Genomic DNA, 22,248 nt, shown 5'->3' on the forward strand with positions numbered 1-22,248 from the left:
CCGGGAGATTCTGCAGGGCAATCTCGGCATTTCCGGTGTGTTGACCGGCCCATTACGCTATAATCTCGCCTTTTACATCTGACTAAAAAACCTCGACATTGACCATTAACAGACTTACATCACAAGCGCTTGTACCTGATACGGAGACCTTCCAGTCCCGGTTTGATGAAATGGACGCCGCATCTGACGGCGCGCTTGATTTTGAGGCGCTCCAGCCTCGCCTCCACGATGGGCTGAGTCAGCTCTGCGCGCCGCGCCCCTTAAATGATTTTATGCTGGTAAAGGCGGATGAAGAGAAACCTTTGCTGGAACTGATTGCCAGCGCGGCAAAAGCGCTACTGCCGGAACAATCACGCCTTGTCGGCGGGCACTATCTTATCGAAGACCAGAAAGTCACGCTGGCACCGCCTGATAACGCGCCAGGTGATTTCGCCGTGCGTCCGGACGTGGTGGTCGCCGCCTGGGCCGAAGCGGGTGAGCTTTTCGGCTGCGTGCGCCAGTTCGCCGGTAAAATTTCCTTAGAGCCAGGCCTGGTGCACAAAGCGAACGGCGGCATTCTGGTGGTGGCGCTGAAAACGCTCCTGATGCAGCCGCTGTTATGGATGCGCCTGAAGCAGATGATCATCGCGAAGCGCTTTGAGTGGATAGCGCCGGACGAATCGCGTCCGTTGCCGGTTTCCCTCCCTTCCCTCGCGCTCGATTTGCGCGTCGTGCTGGTGGGCGATCGTGAATCGCTGGCCGATTTCCAGGAGATGGAGCCCGTACTCGCACAGCAGGCTATTTACAGTGAATATGAAGATGATCTGCAAATCGCCGACGAAGAAGATATTTCACTCTGGTGCAACTGGGTCTGCACGCTCGCTCAACAGCATCAGCTGCCCGCGCCGGCACGCGACGCCTGGCCGCTGCTGATTCGTGAAGCCGTGCGGTACACCGGCGACCAGGAGACGCTGCCGCTGGATCCTATCTGGATGACGCGCCAGCTCGGCGAAGTCGCGGCGCTATGCGAAGACGCCACCTTCGACGCCGCGCAGTTCGCGCAGATGCTGGCCCGGCGCGCCTGGCGTGAAGGCTATCTCGCCGAGCGCATGCAGGATGAAATCCTGCTCGGCCAGTTGCTGGTGGAAACTGAAGGCGAACGCATCGGTCAGATTAACGCGCTGTCAGTCGTGGAATTTCCCGGGCATCCGCGCGCGTTCGGCGAACCATCTCGCATCAGTTGCGTGGTGCATATCGGCGACGGCGAGTTTACCGATATCGAACGCAAAGCCGAACTGGGCGGTAATATTCACGCCAAGGGCATGATGATCATGCAGGCATTCCTGATGGCTGAGCTGGATCTTGAACAGCAGATGCCCTTCTCCGCCTCGCTAACCTTTGAGCAGTCCTACAGCGAAGTGGACGGCGACAGCGCCTCAATGGCGGAGCTGTGCGCGCTTATCAGCGCGCTCGCCAACGCCCCGCTTAACCAGCAGATTGCCATTACCGGCTCAGTGGATCAATTTGGCCGCGCGCAACCGGTCGGCGGGCTTAACGAGAAAATCGAAGGTTTTTTCACCGTCTGTCAGGCTCGCGGCTTAACGGGCAAACAGGGCGTCATTATTCCTGCCGCCAACGTACGTCATTTATCGTTGTGCCAGGAGATTCTGGACGCAGTCGAGCAGGGGCAATTTTCCATCTGGGCCATTGATGATGTCGCAGATGCGCTACCCTTATTAACCACTCTCCCGTGGGATGGCGAAGGCCAGACGACCTTGCTGTCGGCTATCGGCGAGCGAATCGCTCAGGCGACGCAGCAGGATATCCGCCAGCGGCCATGGCCGTTACGTTGGCTGAACTGGTTTAACCACAACTGATCGGACTTGTTCAGCGTACACGTGTTAGCTAACCTGCGGGCTTCACTAAAATAAGGCATACAGAGAACATGGTAGACAAACGCGAATCCTATACGAAAGAAGACCTTCTTGCCTCCGGGCGCGGCGAGCTGTTTGGCGCAAAAGGCCCTCAGTTGCCGGCACCCAACATGTTAATGATGGACCGCGTGGTGAAAATGACCGAAACCGGCGGTAACTTTGATAAAGGTTACGTGGAAGCGGAGCTGGATATCCATCCTGACATGTGGTTCTTTGGCTGCCATTTTATCGGCGATCCGGTAATGCCGGGCTGCCTCGGTCTTGATGCTATGTGGCAGCTGGTCGGATTCTATTTAGGCTGGCTGGGCGGCGAAGGCAAAGGCCGCGCGCTGGGCGTAGGCGAAGTGAAATTTACCGGCCAGATCCTGCCGACTGCCAAAAAAGTGACCTACCGTATTCACTTCAAACGCGTGGTAAACCGTCGTCTGGTCATGGGTATCGCCGATGGCGAAGTGCTGGTCGACGGCAAACAGATCTACACCGCGACTGACCTGAAAGTTGGCCTGTTCCAGGACACCTCTGTGTTCTGATAGCCTCATTTGATGGCATCCAGAAAGGCGAAACCTCCGCAATGCGGAGGTTTCTTTTTAAAGAGACAAGCTCACGCAGTCTGAGCCCTGTCCTCCATGGCTTCTCGCCAGCCTCCCAGCCAATGAGACCTCTGATTCAGGGTCTGGTAAGGACACATTTCTTTTGAGCGTCCGGTAATACCGGCCTGATAACCACGATGATGTGCCCGTTCCAGGCGATCTCTTTTCTGTCTCTTCATGCCTCGTTTCCCTCATTTCAGGTCTGGTGGAAAAGAAAACAGTGATTACATTTTGCGCAATCACACTTTACGAATACCTGCAAATATCGGGCGCGTCAATGCGCAAAATTCACGCCAATGTCATATTTGTGAGCTAGTTTGGATAAATTTTATACAAAAAATGAGGGTGCAGTGAGGTTATCTGACTGGCATAAAAGAGAAAGCCGCCGCCCTCTTTAAGCAGAAGACGACGGCTTTTTAGGGTCATTCAAATTTTTTATGGCTGGCGCGCCAGCTCATCCGCTATGGTTTTCGCCTGCTGCTGCCATGCTTGCGCGAGCGTTTTCACCATCGCGTCATAGCCATCCTGCTGCTGCTTAAGTTCAGTGTAGAAAGGCCGCTTGATAAGCTGACCTTTATGCTTAAGCAGCCACTCGCCGCTGACAATCACTCGCCCGTCATAGCGACCGTGAAAACCGGTCACGTTGACGTTCAGCGTATCCTGCTCCGCGCCGAGCGGTTGAGCGGAAACCACCCACCCAGGCAGCGTGGCGCTGAGATTCGTTACCAGCGTATTGCGTAACTGTTGATCCAGCGGACTCGCCCACAGGTTCTGGCTCGCTATCACGTACTGCACATCGGTGGTCTGATAGACAACACCATTGCCCGCCAGATAATCGGGCACCGCCACCTGCTCAACCCACAGCAGGCGCTGGCTGTTTGCCGGCGCGCTGTGTGTGACCGGCGCGGTGGACGCCGGAAGCTGATACCAGGTGGTTTCCTCAGTGCTGCTACAGGCGCTCAGCAGCATAACAGCGGCTAGCGGGAGCCATTTTTTCATTCTTTTGCCCTCTTCGGCTGCGGATCCTTTTTCTCTTTCGATTCAAACACCAGCGCGTTGCTCTTCTCGTTAAGCGTACGCAACACCGGCTGAAGCTCGCGCAATACCTGATCCAGACGCTGCATATCCGCCACCATCTTGTTATAGGCGGCAGAACCTGGCTGGAAGCCCTGCATGCTGCGATTGAGTTCACGCAGCGTTTTCTGCATATCCGCTGGCAGCTCCTGCGCTGACTGGCTGGAGGTCAGCTGGTTAAGATTATCGAGCGTCGTTTGCAGACGGCGCATCGTGCGCTGGCTTTCCGAAAGCGTGTTGGTCGCCTGTTCGATCATCGGATTGAGCGGCAGATTGTTAATCTTATCCAGCGTATCCATCAGGCGCTGCTGGATTTGCGCCAGCCCGCTGCTCACGGTCGGGATCACCGGATAACCGTTGTAACTCGCAATTTTGGTCACCGGCGGCGCTTTCGGGTAGAAGTCGAGATCGACAAACAGCTGTCCGGTCACCAGATTGCCGGTTTTCAGTGTCGCCCGCAGCCCTTTTTTCATCAGATCATGCAGGTGATTCGCCACATCAGGATCTTCGCCAATCTGGTTGGCCAGACGCTCCGGCTCAATGCGCACCAGCACCGGAATGCTGTAATCGGTGTTCACCGCCTGACGCAGACCGGGCACGAAGAACGGCACCTGCGCGACGGTACCCAGACGAATACCACGGAACTCCACCGGCGCGCCCGGTTGCAGGCCGCGAATGGTGTCTTTGAAGAAGAGCAGATAATCGATATGTTCGGTGTAGAGCGATTCCTGAATGCTGCGCTGGTCATCATAGAGCGTAAACGCAGTTTTCTCGGCGACCGGCTGCCCCAGCTCCCAGCCATCCGGCACGTCAAAGCTGACGCCGCCGCTAAACAGCGTGCTGAGCGATCCCATCTCCACCCGCATCCCCGATGAGCTCAGATCCACCGCGATCCCGCTATCTTTCCAGAAACGCACGTTGCTGGTCACCAGACGATCGTTTGGCGCGTTGATAAACAGCTGGTAGCTGATTGTGCGTTTTTGCGGGTCGAAAGTGCTGGTTTCCACCGAGCCGACACGATAACCGCGAAACAGCACCGGATCGCCGGGGTTAAGCTGCCCGGCTTTGTTACTGTCGAGGATCACACGGATACCTTTGGCATCCGGCGGCGCCAGCGGCGGCGCGTCCAGCAGTTTATAGGACTCCGGCACACTGCCCTTCGAGCCCGGCTGCAGTTCAATATAGGCGCCAGAGAGCAGCGTATTGAGGCCGGTCACGCCCTCACGGCCGATCTGCGGCTTCACTACCCAGAAGACCGAATCTTCATAAAGCAGTTTTTCCATGCCTGGATTCATTCGCGCTTTAATCTCGACATGATGCAGATCGTCGGTCAGCACCGCGCTCTCCACGACGCCGACATCCACGCTGCGGCTTTTGATAGTGGTTTTACCGCCTTCAATGCCTTCCGCGTTGGTGGTCATCAGCGTTACTACCGGCCCCTGATGGCTGTAGTGATAAAACAGGATCCAGGCGCCGATAAGCGCGGTAATAATCGGGAAGATCCAGACCGGCGACCAGTTCTTTACCTTCTTAATCTTTGCTTCCCCGCGTTTATTTTCCATGTTCGGGTAACTCCTCATAGCTTGAATCAGGCTCACGGTCCCAGGAGAGACGCGGGTCGAAGGTCATTGCGGCGAACATGGTGATAATGACCACCATCGCAAACATTACCGCTCCCCAGGCCGGGTAAATATTCATCAGCGCGCCCATGCGCACCAGCGCGGAAAGTACCGCAATCACGAAGACGTCAATCATCGACCAGCGGCCGACAAATTCCACGATTTCATACATCAGGTGCATACGCTCTCGCTCCTGGCGCCCATAACCTTTGGCGTCCAGGCACAGCCAGCCAAGCGCAATCATCTTAAGCGTCGGCACCATAATGCTGGCGATAAAAATCACCAGCGCCACCGGGTACGAGCCGTCATTCCAGATGAGGATCACGCCCGCGATAATCGTGGAAGGCATTCTGTCGCCCAGCAGATCGGTAATCATGATGGGCAGCAGGTTCGCGGGCAGATAAAGCATAATGGAGCAGACCAACAGCGCGACGGTCCACTGAATACTGTTTTTGCGCCGGACGTGGCCGACGGTATGGCAGCGCGGGCAACGGCCATCGGTGCCAGACAGAATGGCGGTACAGCACGGGCACGCCCGCAACCCCTGCCGAATGCCGGCCACACCGACCTTAAGCGGCTGGGTTAACAGCGGCATCGGCGCGATATCATCCCAGAGCCAGCGGCGATCCACACACTGAAACGCGCGTAGCTGAAGCACGCAGAACAGACACCACGGGATAAAACTGCTGCCGATGCCGATATCGCCATATGCAATCAGCTTCACAAAGCTTACCAGCACGCCCGCGAGGAAGATTTCCGCCATGCCCCAACTGCGCAACTGAAACAGTACGCGCGCCATCGCAATTTTAAGACGCGGCGGCAGCGCAATGCGATTGACCAGCAGGATTATCGTGACCAGACAGAACGCGGGCACCAGCTGTACGAACAGCATGAACAGCGTGCCGAGGCTGGCATAATCTTCGTTAAACAGAACACGGGGGATTTCCAGCAGCGTTACCTCACTGCTGACGCCCGCCGCTTCCATATTAACGAACGGAAAGAGGTTTGAGAGTAACAGCATGAACAACGCCGCCAGCGCATAGGCTGTCGGCCGCTGACGCGGCGCGGCCCATTCGACGGTCAGCGTAGTATCACAGCGGGGACAATGCGCTTTTTGCCCCGGCGCAAGCGCCGGGAGCTTCACCAGAAGATCGCATTGCGGACAGAGCATATGCTCTGCCGCATGATGACGTTCATGCATGCGGGTTCCTGAATAATCAGCTGTTTTTAAGTGACTCAAGGTATTCCCAGCGCTCGAACGCTTCTTCCAGCGCGGCTTCGGCGGCGCTCAACTGCGCCAGCACATCCTGCGTAACATCGTGAGGCTGGTTAAAGAACGCCGCGTCGCTGACTTGCGCCTGCAGCCCTTCCAGCGCCGCCTCCAGCGTTTCCAGCCGGGCCGGCAACTGCTCCAGTTCGCGCTGCAAGTTATAGCTTAGTTTGTTGCTGCCTCGTTTGACAGTTTCTGCCTTCGCGTCCGCCGCCGCTTCAGCTTTCTTCGCGGCGGGCTGCTGCATCGCGCGCGATGACGCCTGCTGGCCCCGGGCATCGTGGTAACCGCCGACATACTGCCCGATACGGCCTTCGCCTTCGAAAATCCAGCATTCGGTTACGGTGTTATCAACAAACTGACGATCGTGGCTCACCAGCAGTACCGTACCCTGATAGCCATCGATCAGCTCCTCCAGCAGTTCGAGCGTTTCCACGTCGAGGTCGTTGGTCGGTTCATCGAGGATCAGCAGGTTGCTGGGTTTCAGGAACAGGCGGGCCAGCAGCAGGCGGTTACGCTCGCCGCCGGAAAGCGCGCGTACCGGCGTCATGGCGCGTTTCGGATGGAACAGAAAGTCCTGCAGGTAGCCGAGCACGTGGCGCGGCTTGCCGTTCACCATCACTTCCTGTTTGCCCTCGGCGAGGTTATCCATCACGGTACGTTCCGGATCCAGCTCGGCGCGGTGCTGATCGAAATACGCCACCTCTAATTTGGTGCCGCAGTGCACGCAACCGCTGTCGGCCTTAAGCTGGCCAAGCATCAGTTTCAGCAGCGTGGTTTTCCCGCAGCCGTTCGGCCCAACCAGCGCAATTTTATCGCCGCGCTGTACCTGGGCTGTGAAATCCCGCACCAGCGTTTTATCGCCGAGACGGTAATTCACATTTTCCAGCTCAAAGACGATTTTGCCGGAGCGGGTCGCCTCTTCGACCTGCATTTTCGCGCTGCCCATCACTTCGCGGCGCTCGCCGCGCTCGCGACGCATCGCCTTCAGCGCGCGTACGCGGCCTTCATTACGGGTGCGGCGCGCCTTGATGCCCTGACGGATCCAGACCTCTTCCTGCGCCAGCTTGCGGTCGAACTCAGCGTTTTGCAGTTCTTCAACGCGCAGCGCTTCTTCTTTGGCCACCAGATATTTATCGTAATCGCCCGGATAGGAGACCAGCTTGCCGCGGTCAAGATCGACAATGCGCGTCGCCATGTTGCGAATAAACGAGCGGTCGTGCGAAATAAACACGATGCTGCCGGAGAACGACTTCAGGAAGGTTTCCAGCCAGTCGATAGTTTCGATATCCAGGTGGTTGGTCGGCTCGTCGAGCAGCAGGACACGCGGCGCGCTCACCAGCGCGCGCCCCAGCGCCGCTTTACGCAGCCAGCCGCCGGACAGCGACGCCAGCGGCGTATCCGCGTCCAGCTCTAACTGCGCCAGCACTTCGGTGATGCGGTTTTCAAGCTGCCATAAGTCGTGATGCTCCAGCATCTCCTGAACGCGCGCCAGCTCCGAAAGATTTTTATCGCTCGGGTCAGTCATCACCAGGTGCGAAATCTGGTGATAGCGCTTAAGGTATTCCGCCTGCTCCGCTACGCCTTCGGCAACGAAGTCATACACGCTACCGGCCACGTTGCGCGGAGGATCCTGTTGCAGACGCGCCACCACCAGATCCTGTTCATAGACCAGGCGACCATCGTCCAGCGGCAGTTCGTGGTTAAGAATTTTCATCAGGGTCGATTTCCCGGCCCCGTTGCGCCCGACCAGACAGACGCGCTCATTTTCTTCGATATGCAGTTCGGCATTATCGAGCAGCGGCGCGTCGCTAAAGGAGAGCCAGGCGCCATGCATACTGATTAACGACATAATTCTTTAGTCCTTGGTCTGGTGGGTTACGAGCCAGCAATTATGGATCTGGCGGTTGCGCGCGAAGTCCTGAGAGAGCGTTTTTTGTGTAATGTCTTGCGCTTTCAGGCCCAGGGCCGCAAGCCCTTCGTGATCCATCCTGAACCCACGCTTGTTATTGGAAAACATAATCGTCCCGTCGCGACGCAGCAGGCGTTTGAGATCTTTCATCAGACGCAGATGATCGCGCTGCACGTCGAACGTCTCTTCCATACGTTTGGAGTTCGAAAACGTCGGGGGATCGATAAAGATCAGATCGAACTGCTCGTCACTTTCGGCAAGCCAGCTCAGGCAGTCAGCCTGAATCAGGCGATGCGCGCGACCGCTCAACCCGTTGAGACGCAAATTGCGCTCAGCCCATTCCAGATAGGTGCGCGACATATCCACCGTAGTGGTAGAGCGCGCGCCGCCGAGACCTGCATGTACGCTGGCGCTGCCGGTGTAGGAAAAGAGGTTGAGGAAATCTTTTCCTTTGCTCATCTGACCGAGCATACGGCGCGCGATACGGTGATCGAGAAACAGGCCGGTGTCGAGATAATCCGTCAGGTTCACCAGCAGCCGTGCGTTAAACTCGTTGAGTTCCATAAACTCGCCCTTCTGGGCCAGTTTTTCATACTGATTTTTACCTTTCTGACGCTCGCGGGTTTTCAGCACCAGTTTGTTAGGCGCGAGGCCCAGCACAGAAAGGGTGGCTGCAATCACGTCAAAAAGGCGCTGACGGGCTTTTTCCGGCTCAATCGTTTTCGGCGGCGCATATTCCTGAATCACAATCCAGTCTGCGTAGCGGTCCACCGCGACGTTGTAATCCGGCAGGTCGGCATCATACAGGCGATAACACTCGATGCCTTCCTGTTTCGCCCACTTCTCCAGCTTCTTCAGATTTTTACGCAGGCGATTAGCGTAATCTTCCGCCACCTGCGCCGGAGCCGCGCCCGGCTGGGTCGGCGCCAGACGATAGTTTTTCTGCACGCAGTCCAGCGGGCCGTTTTTGGCTTTGAACTGGCGATCGGCGCGCAGTTGCAGGCAGCTCAACAGTTCCGGCGAGGCGCTAAACAGCGACAGATTCCAGCCGCCGAACTGGTTTTTCATAATGCGGCCCAGCAGGCTGTGCAGCGCGATCAACGCCGGTTCACTCTCCAGTCGCTCGCCGTATGGCGGGTTGCTGATAACGGTGCCGGTGGGGCCTTCTGGCAGCGGATTAGTCAGTTGCGCCACATCCTGCGCCGAGAACGTAATGATGTCGGCAAGGCCCGCGCGACGGGCGTTGGTGCGGGCGCGTTCAATCACGCGCGGATCGTTGTCGGAGCCGTAGAAGCGAGAACCATATTCGCTGAGACCACGACGGGCGCGCACCTGCGCTTCGGTTTTCACCGCTTTCCATACAGTTTCGTCATGCTGCGCCCAGCCGTTAAAGCCCCAGTGAGTGCGATGCAGGCCCGGCGCACGATCGGTCGCGATCATCGCCGCCTCAATCAACAGCGTGCCGGAGCCGCACATCGGGTCGAGCAGCGGCGTGCCGGCTTCCCAGCCAGAGCGCATCACAATGGCCGCCGCCAGGTTTTCTTTTATGGGTGCCTGTCCGGTGCGATCGCGATAGCCGCGCTGGTGCAGGCCTTCGCCGCTAAGATCGATGGCAATGCTGGCGGTGTCTTTATTCAGCCAGACGTTAATGCGCAAATCCGGCAGCTCGCGATCAACGCTCGGGCGCGGCAGGTTTTTACGGGTGAAAGCGTCAACAATCGCGTCTTTAACTTTCATTGCGCCGTACTGGCTGTTGCGAATGGTGTCGTTAAGACCGCTGAAATGAACGGCGAACGTGGCGTCGGGCGCGAAAATGCTCGTCCAGTCGATAGCCTGAACGCCCAGATAGAGGTCCAGGTCGCTGTAGACCGCGCATTCGCCGAGCGGCAGAAGAATACGCGACGCCAGGCGGCTCCACATCAGGCTTTGATAAACCAGAGCCGCATCGCCCTGAAAATGCACGCCACCCTGAACCACCTGGCACTCCTGCGCGCCCAGGTTTTCCAGTTCAGTTTTTAACAGCTCTTCGAGCCCACGCGCCGTACTGGCAAACAAAGCATTCATATCGTCACTTCAGTAAAAAGAAAATTGTGGCGCATTATAGCCAATCCGCCACGCATGTCATAAAGTTGCCCTTCTATTTCTTATGCCGGGAGGGCTCACGCCATGGTTTTATCACAGCTTTTTATTCATCCGGTGAAATCAATGCGTGGATTGCAGGTCTCTCACGCGCTGGCAGACGTCAGCGGTCTGGCGTTTGATCGCGCGTTTATGGTGACGGAAACGGATGGCACCTTTATTACCGCGCGCCAGTTTCCGCAAATGGTGCGCTTTACGCCTGCCCTGCTGCCGGATGGCCTGCATCTTACCGCGCCGGATGGCAGCAGCAGCGCCATTCGCTTCGCCGATTTCCTGCCCGTGGCCGCGCCCACCGAAGTCTGGGGCAACCATTTCACCGCGCTTATCGCGCCGGATGCTATAAACCAGTGGCTGAGCGGCTTTTTTGGCCGTGACGTCCAGCTGCGCTGGGTCGGCCCGTCGCTCACACGCCGCGTAAAGCGTCATCCGGAAGTACCGCTCGGTTTCGCCGACGGCTACCCGTACCTGCTCGCCAATGAAGCCTCTTTGCGCGATTTGCAAAAGCGCTGTCCGGCAGGCGTCGCCATGAATCAGTTTCGCCCCAATCTGGTGGTGACCGGTGTTGAGGCCTGGGCGGAAGATACCTGGAAAGTCATTCGCATCGGCGAGGTCGTTTTTGACGTCGCCAAACCGTGCAGCCGCTGTATTTTTACGACCATCAGCCCCGAGCGGGGACGCAAGCATCCGAGCGGCGAGCCGCTGGCGACGCTGCAAAAATTCCGCACGGCGCTTGATAACGGGGATGTCGATTTCGGTCAGAATCTGATTGCCCGCAACCGCGGCGTCATTCGCGCAGGCGATTGCGTGGAAGTGCTGGCGACCGGCCCGGCACGCCCGTATGGTGCAGGCGATGTGGAAGAGCGCGTGGCACCGGCCACTGCCGCGGCGGCACAGGTGTCGATAGAATGGGAAGGCAAGCGCTTTGATGGCAATAACCAGCAGGTCGTGCTGGAACAACTGGAGCAGCAAGGGATCCGGGTGCCGTACTCCTGCCGCGCCGGGATCTGCGGCAGCTGTCGCGTAACGCTGCTGGAAGGTCAGGTGACGCCGCTTAAGCAGAGCGCGCTGGGCGATGACGGCACCTTCTTAAGCTGTAGTTGCGTGCCGGCGGGCGCGGTGCGGCTCGCTCGTTAAACAGCCTGATCAAGGCTCAACTGCGGCGCACACGCCAGCGGTTTGAGCCTGTCGTTCATGATTTTAATCGCATCCCCTAACTGCATTGCGCGGCCTGCGATCGTCAACACTGGCTGCGCCAGCAGGCAGAGCGTGGCGTTATCGCCCGGCTCCACCACCAGCAGGCTCACCGCCTCACCGCTGTCGCTCAGCCATACGCAGGCCGCATCGCCACAGCCAGGCAGCCACTCTTCGTCATGCGCTAAAAAGTGCCAGCTTTTCGGCATCTGGGGTTTGAGGAAACGGATGGCGACCAGCGCGTTCAGCACCAGTTCGGCGCGCTGCTCAGCGGCGAGAGGCAATTCACGGCATTTTTCATCGAAGGAAAACCAGAGCGCGGCGTCATCGACGCAGAATCCGGAAGGATCGAACGCGTCGGGTGTGAGCATTTTGCGGGCGAAACGCGAGCGAAACAGCATGCCGTTGGCCAGATCGAGCATCATCCGGTCGTGCTCATTATCATAATACCAGCGCCAGTTGTCGTCCGGCTTTATACGCATTGTCATCCCCCTACCGCTCTGAAACTAAAAATATTTCCTTTATTTTGCCGCTTCGTTTATTCCCTCATTAATCTAAGACTATGACGTTTAAATTAGCAACAACCGCGGAATATAAAACAACCAGGGCTGAAAATAAAGCCCTGGTCGTCCTGGATAAGGAAATGCTTAAAGGTGGGTCACAATTTCTTTGACGAGCGGCGGGCCTTTAAAAATAAAACCGGAATAGATCTGAATAAGCGAAGCGCCAGCCGCCATTTTTTCACGCGCGGCGATAACAGAATCAATCCCGCCGACGCCGATAATGGGCAGGCGTCCTTGCAGCTCCTGATTTAACAGGCGGATGATTTCTGTGCTTTTTAATTGCAGAGGACGCCCGCTTAATCCGCCGGTTTCATCGCAATGTTTCATGCCCTGCACGAGAGTACGATCGAGCGTGGTATTGGTGGCTATTACCCCGTCAATATTATGACGTACCAGGCTGCCGGCGACCTGGATCAATTCTTCAATGGAAAGATCCGGCGCGATCTTTACTGCAACCGGCACATATTTATGATGCTTTTGCGAAAGCTGCTGCTGCTGCGCTTTAATCGCGCCGAGCAGATCGTCCAGCGCATCGCCATATTGCAGCGAACGCAGACCGGGGGTATTCGGTGAAGAGATATTAATGGCGATGTAACCCGCATAAGGAAACACCTTTTCCATGCAGATCAGATAGTCATCTTTCCCCTGCTCCACCGGCGTGTCTTTATTTTTGCCGATATTAATGCCGAGCACGCCGTCAAAGTGCGCTCTTTTAACATTCTCCACCAGGTTATCCACGCCGAGATTATTAAAGCCCATGCGGTTAATCAGCCCCTCCGCCTCCACCAGACGGAAGATACGCGGCTTGTCGTTGCCCGGCTGCGGACGCGGCGTTACGGTGCCGATTTCGACCGAGCCGAAACCCAGCGCGCCGAGCACATCGATGCACTCGCCGTTTTTATCAAGGCCTGCGGCAAGCCCCAGCGGGTTTTTAAACGTCAGCCCCATACAGGTGACCGGTTTCGCCGGCACGTTCTGGCGCATCAGCGCCTCAAGAGGCGTGCCCGTAATACGGCGCATTTGCTGGAAGGTAAATTCGTGAGCGCGCTCGGGGTCGAGCTGAAACAGGGCTTTTCGAACGAAGGGGTAGTACATGAACTCTCCTGGATTCCCGGTATGCAAACCGGGGCGCTATTATCTGCGATCCGCTTCACAAAGGGAATTGACCTGCGGCAAAAAAGACCGGCACAGGCAAACGTTTTCTTCCCGCCGCGCTGATTATGCGTTTTTCGGCAAAGTATCGCCGAAATTTTTAGTTTCTCGCCGCGCGCCCCTCTGCCACTATCCTCTCATATTGTTATTAATGTTAACTGAAAACTTACTTTTTGTTATAAGGAGGTGGTATGCGGGTTATTACTCTGGCGGGAAGTCCACGTTTTCCGTCACGCTCCAGCGCCCTGCTCTCTTATCTCGCAGGCGAACTGACCCGGCTTGATGTTGAGGTCTGCCACTGGCATATCCAGAATTTCGCCGCCGACGATCTCCTTTACGCCCGTTTCGACAGCCCCGCGCTGCTCACGCTTATTGAACAGCTACAGCAGGCGGACGGCGTGATTATCGCTACCCCCATTTATAAAGCGTCCTTTTCCGGCGCGCTGAAAACGCTGCTCGATCTCCTGCCCGAACGGGCGCTTGAGAAAAAAGTGGTGCTGCCCGTCGCGACAGGCGGTTCGGTCGGCCATCTGCTGGCGCTCGACTACGCCCTTAAGCCGGTGCTGAACGCCCTCAAAGCGCAGGAGATCCTGCACGGCGTCTTCGCCGACGACAGCCAGGTGCTCGATTACCATCACCAGCCGCGCTTTTCGCCGCTGCTGCAAACGCGTCTTGACGAGGCGCTGGACACTTTCTGGCAGGCGCTGACGCGCCGTCATCAGGCGCCCTCTGCGCCGCACTTCACAAGGAGAACGTTACATGCTTAATCTTTTGCGCCGTCACGCCGCGCCGCTGCTGGTAGTAAGCTTCACGCTCTTCGCCGCAGGCGCCAGCGCCGCCGCGCCGCAGCCCGAGGCGCTACGCATCGGGTATCAGAAAGGCTCCGTGAGCATGGTGCTGGCGAAAAGCCATCAGCTGCTGGAAAAACGTTATCCGCATACCAAAATCAACTGGGTTGAATTCCCGGCGGGCCCGCAACTGCTGGAGGCGTTGAATGTGGGCAGTATCGATCTCGGCAGTACTGGCGATATTCCGCCGATATTCGCGCAGGCAGCCGGCGCGGATCTGGTGTATATCGGCAGCGAGCCGCCAAAACCGAAAGCCGAAGTACTGCTGGTGGCTGAAAACAGTACGATTAAAAGTGTCGCCGACTTAAAAGGCCATAAGGTCGCCTTCCAGAAAGGCTCCAGCTCCCACAACCTGCTGCTGCGCGCGCTGCAAAAAGCCGGACTGAGCTTTCAGGATATCCAGCCGGTCTATCTGACGCCCGCGGATGCGCGCGCCGCCTTCACGCAGGGCAACGTCGACGCCTGGGCCATCTGGGACCCGTACTACTCCGCGGCGCTGATTCAGGGCGGCGTGCGGGTGCTGACCAACGGCACCGATCTTGACCTCACCGGCTCGTTCTATCTCGCCTCCCGCCCGTACGCGCAGAAATATGGCGCGTTCCTGTCCGGCGTGCTGGACAGCTTCAGCGAGGCGGACGCACTCACCCGCAGCCAGCGCGCAGAGAGCGTGAAGCTGTTTGCGCAGAGCATCGGCCTGCCCGTGCCGGTGATTGAGCGCTATTTCGATCACCGCCCGCCGACCCGCATCACGCCCGTCAACGAAGAGACCGCCGCGCGCCAGCAACACACTGCGGATCTGTTTTATGACAATCATCTGGTACCGAAAAAAGTCGATATCCGCAGCCGCATCTGGACCGGCGCAACCGAAGGAGAGAAATCATGAGTCTGAATCTGTTCTGGTTTTTACCGACCCACGGCGACGGCCACTATCTCGGCAGCGACGCAGGCGCCCGCCCGGTCGATCACGGTTATCTGCAACAAATCGCGCAGGCCGCCGACCGCCTCGGATTTACCGGCGTGCTGATCCCGACCGGGCGCTCGTGCGAGGACGCCTGGCTGGTCGCCGCGTCCATGATCCCGGTAACCCAGCGGCTCAAATTTCTGGTGGCGTTGCGCCCGTCAGTGGTGTCGCCGACCGTAGCAGCGCGCCAGGCGGCAACGCTCGACCGGCTTTCGAACGGCCGCGCGCTGTTTAACCTGGTGACCGGTAGCGACCCACAGGAGCTGGCGGGCGATGGCGTTTTCCTCGATCACACCGCCCGTTACGAGGCATCAGCGGAATTTACCCGCGTCTGGCGCCGTCTGCTGGAAGGCGAAAAAGTCGATTTTGACGGCAAGCATATCAAGGTGCGCGGCGCGCAACTGCTGTTCCCGCCGGTGCAACAACCGCGCCCGCCGCTCTATTTTGGCGGATCGTCGGACGTAGCGCAGGATCTGGCCGCCGAACAGGTCGATCTCTACCTGACCTGGGGCGAGCCGCCGGAACAGGTAAAAGAGAAAATCGCCCAGGTACGCGCCAAAGCCGCGGCCCACGGGCGCACGGTGCGCTTTGGCATTCGCCTGCATGTTATTGTCCGCGAAACTACGGAAGAAGCCTGGCAGGCCGCCGACCGGTTGATCGCCCATCTCGACGACGAGACGATCGCCAAAGCGCAGGCGGCGTTCGCGCGTCAGGATTCCGTCGGCCAGCAGCGGATGGCCGCGCTGCACGGCGGGCGTCGCGACCGGCTGGAAATCAGCCCCAATCTGTGGGCAGGCGTAGGTCTGGTCCGCGGCGGCGCGGGCACAGCGCTGGTGGGCGACGGCCCGACGGTCGCGGCGCGGATTAATGAATATGCGGCGCTCGGTATCGACAGCTTTATTCTTTCCGGTTACCCGCATCTGGAAGAGGCGTATCGGGTGGGCGAGCTGCTGTTCCCGCACCTGGATGTCGCTATTCCTGACGTGCCGCAACCGCGCGCGCTGACCGCGCAGGGCGAGGCGGTGGCGAATGAGTTTATTCCGCGCCGGGTGGCGCAGAGTTAAGGAGGCCGCATGGCAAGCGCTTCGCAAAAATGGCTCCAGCGCGCCGCGCCGTGGGCGCTGCCCGTGGGGGTGCTCGTCGTCTGGCAGTTCGCCTCTCAGGCAGGCTGGCTCTCCACGCGCATTCTGCCGTCACCGGAAAACGTGGCAGAGACCTTCTGGCGGCTGACCGCCAGCGGCGAGCTCTGGCAGCATCTGGCGATCAGCAGCTGGCGCGCGCTGGTGGGATTTTCCATCGGCGGGCTGATTGGCCTGACGCTTGGGCTTATCAGCGGGCTGTCGCGCTGGGGCGAACGGCTGCTCGACAGCTCCATCCAGATGCTGCGCAACGTGCCGCATCTGGCGCTGATCCCACTGGTGATTTTGTGGTTCGGCATCGACGAGAGCGCCAAAATTTTCCTGGTGGCGCTCGGCACGCTGTTTCCGATTTACATCAACACCTGGTATGGCATTCGCAATATCGACAGCGGACTGCTGGAGATGGCGCGCAGCTACGGGCTTTCCGGATTCAGCCTGTTCCGGCAGGTGATTTTGCCAGGCGCTCTGCCCTCGATGATGGTCGGCGTGCGCTTCGCGCTCGGGCTGATGTGGCTGACGCTTATCGTGGCGGAAACCATTTCGGCGAACTCCGGCATCGGCTATCTCGCGATGAACGCGCGTGAATTTTTGCAAACCGACGTCGTGGTGGTGGCCATTATTCTCTACGCCCTGCTCGGCAAGCTTGCGGATCTCAGCGCCCGTGCGCTGGAACGTATCTGGCTGCGCTGGCACCCCGCTTATCAGCTTAAGGAGGCGAACGCATGACGACCGCACGACTTAACCAGGGTACCCCGCTGCTGCTGGAAGGCGTAACCAAACGCTACGGCGCAAAAACCATTCTTAACGGGCTGGACCTCCATATTCCCGCCGGGCAGTTTGTGGCGGTGGTCGGGCGCAGCGGCGGCGGCAAGAGCACGCTGTTGCGTCTGCTCGCCGGGCTCGAAACGCCCAGTGCCGGGGCGCTTCGCGCGGGCAACGCGCCGCTTTGCGAAGCCCAGGACGACACCCGAATGATGTTTCAGGATGCGCGCCTGCTGCCGTGGAAAAAAGTGCTCGACAATGTCGGGCTGGGGCTGAAGGGCGACTGGCAGCCTGCGGCGCGCCAGGTGCTGGACGAAGTGGGGCTGGCCGACCGCGCAGGCGACTGGCCTGCTGCGCTGTCGGGCGGCCAGAAGCAGCGCGTGGCGCTGGCGCGCGCGTTAATCCATCGCCCCGGCCTGCTGCTGCTCGACGAACCGCTTGGCGCGCTGGACGCCCTGACGCGTCTTGAGATGCAGGCGCTGATTGTGTCGCTGTGGCGCGAGCATGGGTTTACGGTGTTGCTGGTGACGCATGACGTGAGCGAAGCGGTGGCGATGGCGGAGCGGGTGTTATTAATTGAAGAAGGAAAAATCGGGCTTGACCTGACGGTGGATTTGCCGCACCCGCGTCGTCATGGCACGCCGCGTCTCGCGGAGCTGGAAGCCGAGGTGCTGAATCGGGTGATGCGTAAAACGCCTGCGCCCGTACGGGTGGTTAAAGCGGGATAACAGGCTCAGGAAAAAGAAAGACGGTTATTTACAGAACGCGGAAGCTTTATATAAAGAAGGCGGGTGCGCTACGCTCACCCGCCCTGTGAATACAGGCTTTTTATCTGTAAGGCGGATAAGCGAAGCGCGCCCACCCTCCTCACTTCAACAACCGCATCACGCCAGCGCTTTGCTCACCTTTTCATACAGGTCGCCGGAGAGCTTCGGCAGCGCTTTCAGCTCCTCCAGCGCCGTACGCATCAACGCCTGACGTTTGGCGTCATAACGCTTCAGACGGATCAGCGGCTCAATCAGACGCGATGCCACCTGCGGGTTGCGGGTGTTGAGCTCGGTCAGCATCTCCACCAGGAAGCGATAGCCGCTGCCATCTTCGGCATGGAACGCCGCCGGGTTGTTGGTGGCGAATGCGCCGACCAGCGCACGTACGCGGTTCGGATTGCCGAGGCTGAACGAGCGGTGCTCCAGCAGGGCACGCACCGTGCTGACCACATCTTTCGCCGGGCTCATCGCCTGCAGCATAAACCACTTATCCATGACCAGACCGTCGTGGTGCCACTTGTCGTCATATTCGGCGAGCAGCGCGTCGCGTCCCGGCAGCTGTGCGGCGACGGCCGCAGCCAGCGCTGCCAGCGCGTCAGTCATGTTGTCAGCGTCGTGATACTGCGTCGCAACCAGCTTATCGGCCAGCTGCGCGTCGCCGAAGGCCAGATAGTGCAGGCAGGTGTTACGCAACGCGCGTTTGCCAATATCTGCATGATCGATACGGTAACCGGTGAGCTTATGCGCGTTGTAAACCGCCAGCAGTTCATCGGCAAGCTCAGTGGCGAGCGTGCGGGTCAGCGCGTCGTGCACCGCCGCAATAGCCTGCGGATCGATGATCTGGAACAGCTCGGCGATTTCATTTTGTGACGGCAGCGTCAGGATCTCCGCCGCCAGCGCCGGATCGATGGTTTCATCAAGCAGGATCGCGCGGAAGGCGTCCGCCACATGCAGCGGCAGCGACAGCGGCTGTTGCTGCTGATAACGCGCCACGTTGAGCTTGATATGGGTCGCGAGCAGGCTCTGAGCCGCGTCCCAGCGCGAGAAATCGTTACGCGCGTGGCGCATCAGGAACGTCAGTTGCTGATCGCTCCATTTATATTCCAGTTTCACCGGCGCGGAGAATTCACGCAGCAGTGACGGCACCGGCTGGAAGTAAACGTTATCGAAAACAAACGTCTGCTCCGCCTGCGTCAGGTTCAGCACGTGATGTACCGGGTGGCCATCTTTTTGCAGCGGAATGACGTTGCCTTCGTTGTCATAGAGTTCGATGTCGAACGGAATATGCAACGGCAGTTTTTCCGGCTGGTCCGCCGTCGGCGGCGTGCGCTGGCTTAGGGTCAGCGTGTACTGCTCGGTTTGCGGATTGTAGTCATCCTGCACGGTAACAATCGGCGTGCCGGACTGGCTGTACCAGCGACGGAAATGTGAAAGATCGACATTGGACGCGTCTTCCATCGCCTGCACGAAATCGTCGCAGGTAGCCGCGCTGCCATCGTGGCGCTCGAAATAGAGCTGCATGCCTTTCTGGAAATTCGCTTCGCCAAGCAGCGTGTGGAGCATGCGGATCACTTCCGACCCTTTCTCATACACGGTCAGGGTGTAGAAGTTGTTCATTTCGATGACCATGTCCGGGCGAATCGGGTGCGCCATCGGGCTTGCGTCTTCGGCGAACTGCATCGCGCGCATGGTGCGCACGTTGCTGATGCGGTTGACCGCGCGGGAGCCGAGGTCAGAGCTGAACTCCTGGTCACGGAACACCGTCAGACCTTCTTTCAGGCTCAACTGGAACCAGTCACGGCAGGTGACGCGGTTGCCGGTCCAGTTGTGGAAATATTCATGGCCGATAACGCGCTCAATATTGAGATAGTCTTTATCGGTCGCGGTTTCGGCACGCGCCAGCACGAATTTAGAGTTAAAGACGTTAAGCCCTTTGTTCTCCATCGCGCCCATGTTGAAGAAATCGACGGCGACAATCATATAAATGTCGAGATCGTACTCCAGACCGAAACGCTCTTCGTCCCATTTCATGGAGTTTTTGAGCGAGGTCATCGCCCAGCTGGCGCGGTCCAGATTGCCGCGATCCACATACAGCTCCAGCGCCACGTCACGTCCGGAACGGGTGGTGAAGGTATCGCGCAGCACGTCGAAATCGCCTGCCACCAGCGCAAACAGGTAGCACGGTTTCGGGAAGGGATCTTCCCACTGCATCCAGTGGCGGCCATCGTCCAGTTCGCCCTGCGCCACGCGGTTGCCATTCGAGAGCAGATACGGGTAGGTCGCTTTATCGGCGATGATTTTGGTCGTGAAGCGCGCCAGCACGTCCGGGCGGTCCAGATACCAGGTAATATGACGGAAACCTTCCGCTTCGCACTGGGTGCAGAGCGCTACGCCGGACTGATAAAGCCCTTCGAGCGCCGTATTCGTTGCCGGATGGATGTCATTGACGATGGTTAGCGTGAAACGCTCCGGCAGGTTTTCCAGCACCAGCGCGCCCTCTTCCAGGCGGTGATGCGGCCAGGGTTTGCCATCCACGTCGACCGAAATCAGGGTAAGGTCTTCGCCGTCCAGACGCAGCGGCGCGTTCTCCGCCACGCGGCGGTTGACCTGACTGACTGCCGTGACCCGCGTTCTGGCGGCGTCGAGGTCGAAGGTCAGATCAATATCGGTAATCAGGTAATCCGGCGCACGATAGTCGTGGCGGTATTTTGCTTGTGGCTGTTGAGTCATAAAAAACCTTATCCAGGGTCCGTATGGTTACGTCTCCAGTCTATTCCTGTTGCGTTAATGTTGCCACGCAGAATCTTTCACTTTTCAGGGGCTACCGGGCAGATTGCTACATTTAAGTAACATGCGGCACAAATTGCCCTCGACCCGCTTCGCCGGTTGTGTTGTGATCCTGCTTCAATAAACCGATAATCAGGGTATACTCCTGCGTCTTTATCTGCTTATGCCACTGATAGACACGCGCCTGTGAGAGGATGCCAGTTCGCACCATGACACAATACGCTTCCCCCCTATTGCAAACGCTGCTGGATACGGACGCCTACAAGCTGCATATGCAGCAGGCGGTTTTTCACCACTATTATGACGTGCATGTCGCAGCGGAATTTCGCTGCCGGGGTGACGATCTGTTGGGCATTTATGCTGAGGCAATCCGCGAACAGGTCGATGCCATGCAGCATCTGGCGCTTTCCGACGCGGAGTTTCAGTGGCTCTCGGGCCTGCCGTTTTTCAAAGCGGACTATTTAGCGTGGCTGAAAAATTTCCGCTACGACCCGTCGCAGGTGCAGATCCGCAACGAGGGCGGCAAGCTTGATATTCGCTTAAGCGGCCCGTGGCGCGAAGTGATTATGTGGGAAGTACCGCTGCTGGCGGTAATAAGCGAACTGGTGCATCGCTACCGTTCCCCGGAAGCGAGCGTTGAGCAGGCGCTGGCGCATCTGGAAGTCAAATTGCAGGATTTCCGCGCCATGACCGACGGGCTGGATCTCAGCGCGTTCCGCCTGATGGATTTCGGCACCCGGCGTCGCTTCTCGCGTGAGGTGCAGCAGGCGATTGTCGAGCGTCTCCAGCAGGAGCCGTGGTTTATCGGCACCAGCAACTACGATCTCGCCCGCCGTCTCTCCCTGACGCCGATGGGCACGCAGGCGCATGAATGGTTCCAGGCGCATCAGCAAATCAGCCCTGACCTCGCCAACAGCCAGATTGCCGCCTTGCAGGCATGGCTTGATGAATACCCGGATATGCTTGGCATCGCGCTCACCGACTGCATTACGATGGACGCTTTCCTGCGCGATTTCGGCCCGGAATTCGCCGGGCGTTATCAGGGGCTGCGCCACGACTCCGGCGACCCGGTGCAGTGGGGCGAAAAAGCCATCGCCCATTATCAGCAGCTCGGCATTGATCCACTCAGCAAAACGCTGATTTTCTCTGATAATCTCGATTTCGCGAAAGCCATTGAACTCTACCGCCACTTCGCCGACCGCGTGAAACTTGGCTTTGGCATCGGCACCCGCCTGACCTGCGATATTCCGCATGTTAAGCCGCTGAATATCGTGATTAAGCTCGTGGAGTGTAACGGCCGCCCGGTCGCGAAGCTTTCCGACAGCCCTGGCAAAACCATCTGTCACGACAAAGCGTTTGTGCGCGCGCTGCGCAAAGCGTTCGACCTGCCGCAGGTGCGTAAAGCAAGCTGATGGAATCATTCAGGGAGCCGCGCGCTCCCTGCATTCTCTTCCCCTTTCCGATTTCTTTTTCCCGCATCGCGAATTCTGCTTGTCTGATGGCGTATGCCAGGTAACATAGATATCCCCCCGTCCGGGTGGAAAATGTTATTTTTGACCAT

At 58.4% G+C, this 22,248-nt stretch carries 18 protein-coding genes; 9 read left to right on the forward strand and 9 right to left on the reverse strand.

Annotated elements, in window-relative coordinates; genetic code table 11:
* Nucleotides 1-98 precede the first annotated feature (98 nt).
* Nucleotides 99-1,856, forward strand: a complete 1,758-nt coding sequence (locus AFK63_RS11420) for an AAA family ATPase (RefSeq protein ID WP_038863761.1) — start codon at nt 99-101, stop codon at nt 1,854-1,856.
* A 68-nt stretch (nt 1,857-1,924) separates the two neighbouring features.
* The gene (gene fabA, locus AFK63_RS11425) at nt 1,925-2,443 is read left to right on the forward strand and encodes a bifunctional 3-hydroxydecanoyl-ACP dehydratase/trans-2-decenoyl-ACP isomerase (RefSeq protein WP_032983916.1); all 519 of its coding nucleotides are present in this window, start codon (nt 1,925-1,927) and stop codon (nt 2,441-2,443) included.
* Between the two features lie 71 nt (nt 2,444-2,514).
* Here the strand turns inward: fabA and rmf are convergent, their stop codons facing one another.
* From rmf to rlmKL, 6 genes are all read right to left on the reverse strand, one after another.
* A complete protein-coding gene (rmf, locus tag AFK63_RS20550) occupies nt 2,515-2,682 on the reverse strand; it encodes a ribosome modulation factor (protein WP_071603705.1) in 168 nt (55 codons plus the stop codon).
* Between the two features lie 256 nt (nt 2,683-2,938).
* Nucleotides 2,939-3,502 carry a membrane integrity-associated transporter subunit PqiC gene (gene pqiC / locus AFK63_RS11430; protein ID WP_038863763.1) on the reverse strand — a complete coding sequence of 188 codons (564 nt, stop codon included), beginning with the start codon at nt 3,500-3,502 and terminating at the stop codon, nt 2,939-2,941.
* Nucleotides 3,499-5,139, reverse strand: coding sequence for an intermembrane transport protein PqiB (gene pqiB / locus AFK63_RS11435; RefSeq protein WP_038863765.1), 1,641 nt, complete (start codon nt 5,137-5,139; stop codon nt 3,499-3,501). Before pqiB ends, pqiC begins: the two co-directional genes overlap by 4 nt.
* Complete coding sequence (gene pqiA / locus AFK63_RS11440; protein ID WP_038863767.1) at nt 5,129-6,397, reverse strand: membrane integrity-associated transporter subunit PqiA; 1,269 nt, start codon at nt 6,395-6,397, stop codon at nt 5,129-5,131. Before pqiA ends, pqiB begins: the two co-directional genes overlap by 11 nt.
* Before the next feature lie 16 nt (nt 6,398-6,413).
* Complete coding sequence (locus tag AFK63_RS11445; RefSeq protein ID WP_038863769.1) at nt 6,414-8,318, reverse strand: ABC transporter ATP-binding protein; 1,905 nt, start codon at nt 8,316-8,318, stop codon at nt 6,414-6,416.
* Nucleotides 8,319-8,324: 6 nt separating this feature from the next.
* A complete protein-coding gene (gene rlmKL / locus AFK63_RS11450; protein ID WP_038863770.1) occupies nt 8,325-10,442 on the reverse strand; it encodes a bifunctional 23S rRNA (guanine(2069)-N(7))-methyltransferase RlmK/23S rRNA (guanine(2445)-N(2))-methyltransferase RlmL in 2,118 nt (705 codons plus the stop codon).
* Nucleotides 10,443-10,544: 102 nt separating this feature from the next.
* On the opposite strand from rlmKL, the gene AFK63_RS11455 reads away from it, so the two are divergent.
* Nucleotides 10,545-11,651 (forward strand): YcbX family protein, encoded by a 1,107-nt coding sequence (locus AFK63_RS11455; RefSeq protein WP_038863772.1) that lies wholly within the window; start codon nt 10,545-10,547, stop codon nt 11,649-11,651.
* Here the strand turns inward: AFK63_RS11455 and zapC are convergent.
* Nucleotides 11,648-12,190 (reverse strand): cell division protein ZapC, encoded by a 543-nt coding sequence (gene zapC, locus AFK63_RS11460; protein ID WP_038863773.1) that lies wholly within the window; start codon nt 12,188-12,190, stop codon nt 11,648-11,650. The genes AFK63_RS11455 and zapC overlap by 4 nt on opposite strands.
* A gap of 165 nt (nt 12,191-12,355) precedes the next feature.
* Complete coding sequence (pyrD, locus tag AFK63_RS11465) at nt 12,356-13,366, reverse strand: quinone-dependent dihydroorotate dehydrogenase (RefSeq protein WP_038863775.1); 1,011 nt, start codon at nt 13,364-13,366, stop codon at nt 12,356-12,358.
* Between the two features lie 248 nt (nt 13,367-13,614).
* Between pyrD and ssuE the strand changes: the two genes are divergently transcribed.
* The 5 genes from ssuE to ssuB are packed head-to-tail and all read left to right on the forward strand — an operon-like array spanning nt 13,615 to nt 17,861.
* Nucleotides 13,615-14,190, forward strand: a complete 576-nt coding sequence (gene ssuE, locus AFK63_RS11470; protein WP_038863776.1) for an NADPH-dependent FMN reductase — start codon at nt 13,615-13,617, stop codon at nt 14,188-14,190.
* Complete coding sequence (locus tag AFK63_RS11475; RefSeq protein WP_038863777.1) at nt 14,183-15,154, forward strand: sulfonate ABC transporter substrate-binding protein; 972 nt, start codon at nt 14,183-14,185, stop codon at nt 15,152-15,154. Before ssuE ends, AFK63_RS11475 begins: the two co-directional genes overlap by 8 nt.
* Nucleotides 15,151-16,296 carry an FMNH2-dependent alkanesulfonate monooxygenase gene (gene ssuD / locus AFK63_RS11480; RefSeq protein WP_038863778.1) on the forward strand — a complete coding sequence of 382 codons (1,146 nt, stop codon included), beginning with the start codon at nt 15,151-15,153 and terminating at the stop codon, nt 16,294-16,296. Before AFK63_RS11475 ends, ssuD begins: the two co-directional genes overlap by 4 nt.
* A gap of 9 nt (nt 16,297-16,305) precedes the next feature.
* The gene (gene ssuC / locus AFK63_RS11485; RefSeq protein WP_038863780.1) at nt 16,306-17,097 is read left to right on the forward strand and encodes an aliphatic sulfonate ABC transporter permease SsuC; all 792 of its coding nucleotides are present in this window, start codon (nt 16,306-16,308) and stop codon (nt 17,095-17,097) included.
* Complete coding sequence (gene ssuB, locus AFK63_RS11490; protein WP_038863781.1) at nt 17,094-17,861, forward strand: aliphatic sulfonates ABC transporter ATP-binding protein; 768 nt, start codon at nt 17,094-17,096, stop codon at nt 17,859-17,861. The genes ssuC and ssuB overlap by 4 nt, the downstream gene beginning before the upstream one ends.
* A 156-nt stretch (nt 17,862-18,017) precedes the next feature.
* Here the strand turns inward: ssuB and pepN are convergent, their stop codons facing one another.
* On the reverse strand, nt 18,018-20,630 hold the full coding sequence (pepN, locus tag AFK63_RS11495) for an aminopeptidase N (protein WP_038863783.1): 2,613 nt from the start codon (nt 20,628-20,630) through the stop codon (nt 18,018-18,020).
* A gap of 266 nt (nt 20,631-20,896) precedes the next feature.
* Between pepN and pncB the strand changes: the two genes are divergently transcribed.
* A complete protein-coding gene (pncB, locus tag AFK63_RS11500; protein ID WP_038863785.1) occupies nt 20,897-22,099 on the forward strand; it encodes a nicotinate phosphoribosyltransferase in 1,203 nt (400 codons plus the stop codon).
* Nucleotides 22,100-22,248 lie beyond the last annotated feature (149 nt).

This window comes from Cronobacter muytjensii ATCC 51329 (assembly GCF_001277195.1).
Taxonomy (GTDB): domain Bacteria; phylum Pseudomonadota; class Gammaproteobacteria; order Enterobacterales; family Enterobacteriaceae; genus Cronobacter; species Cronobacter muytjensii.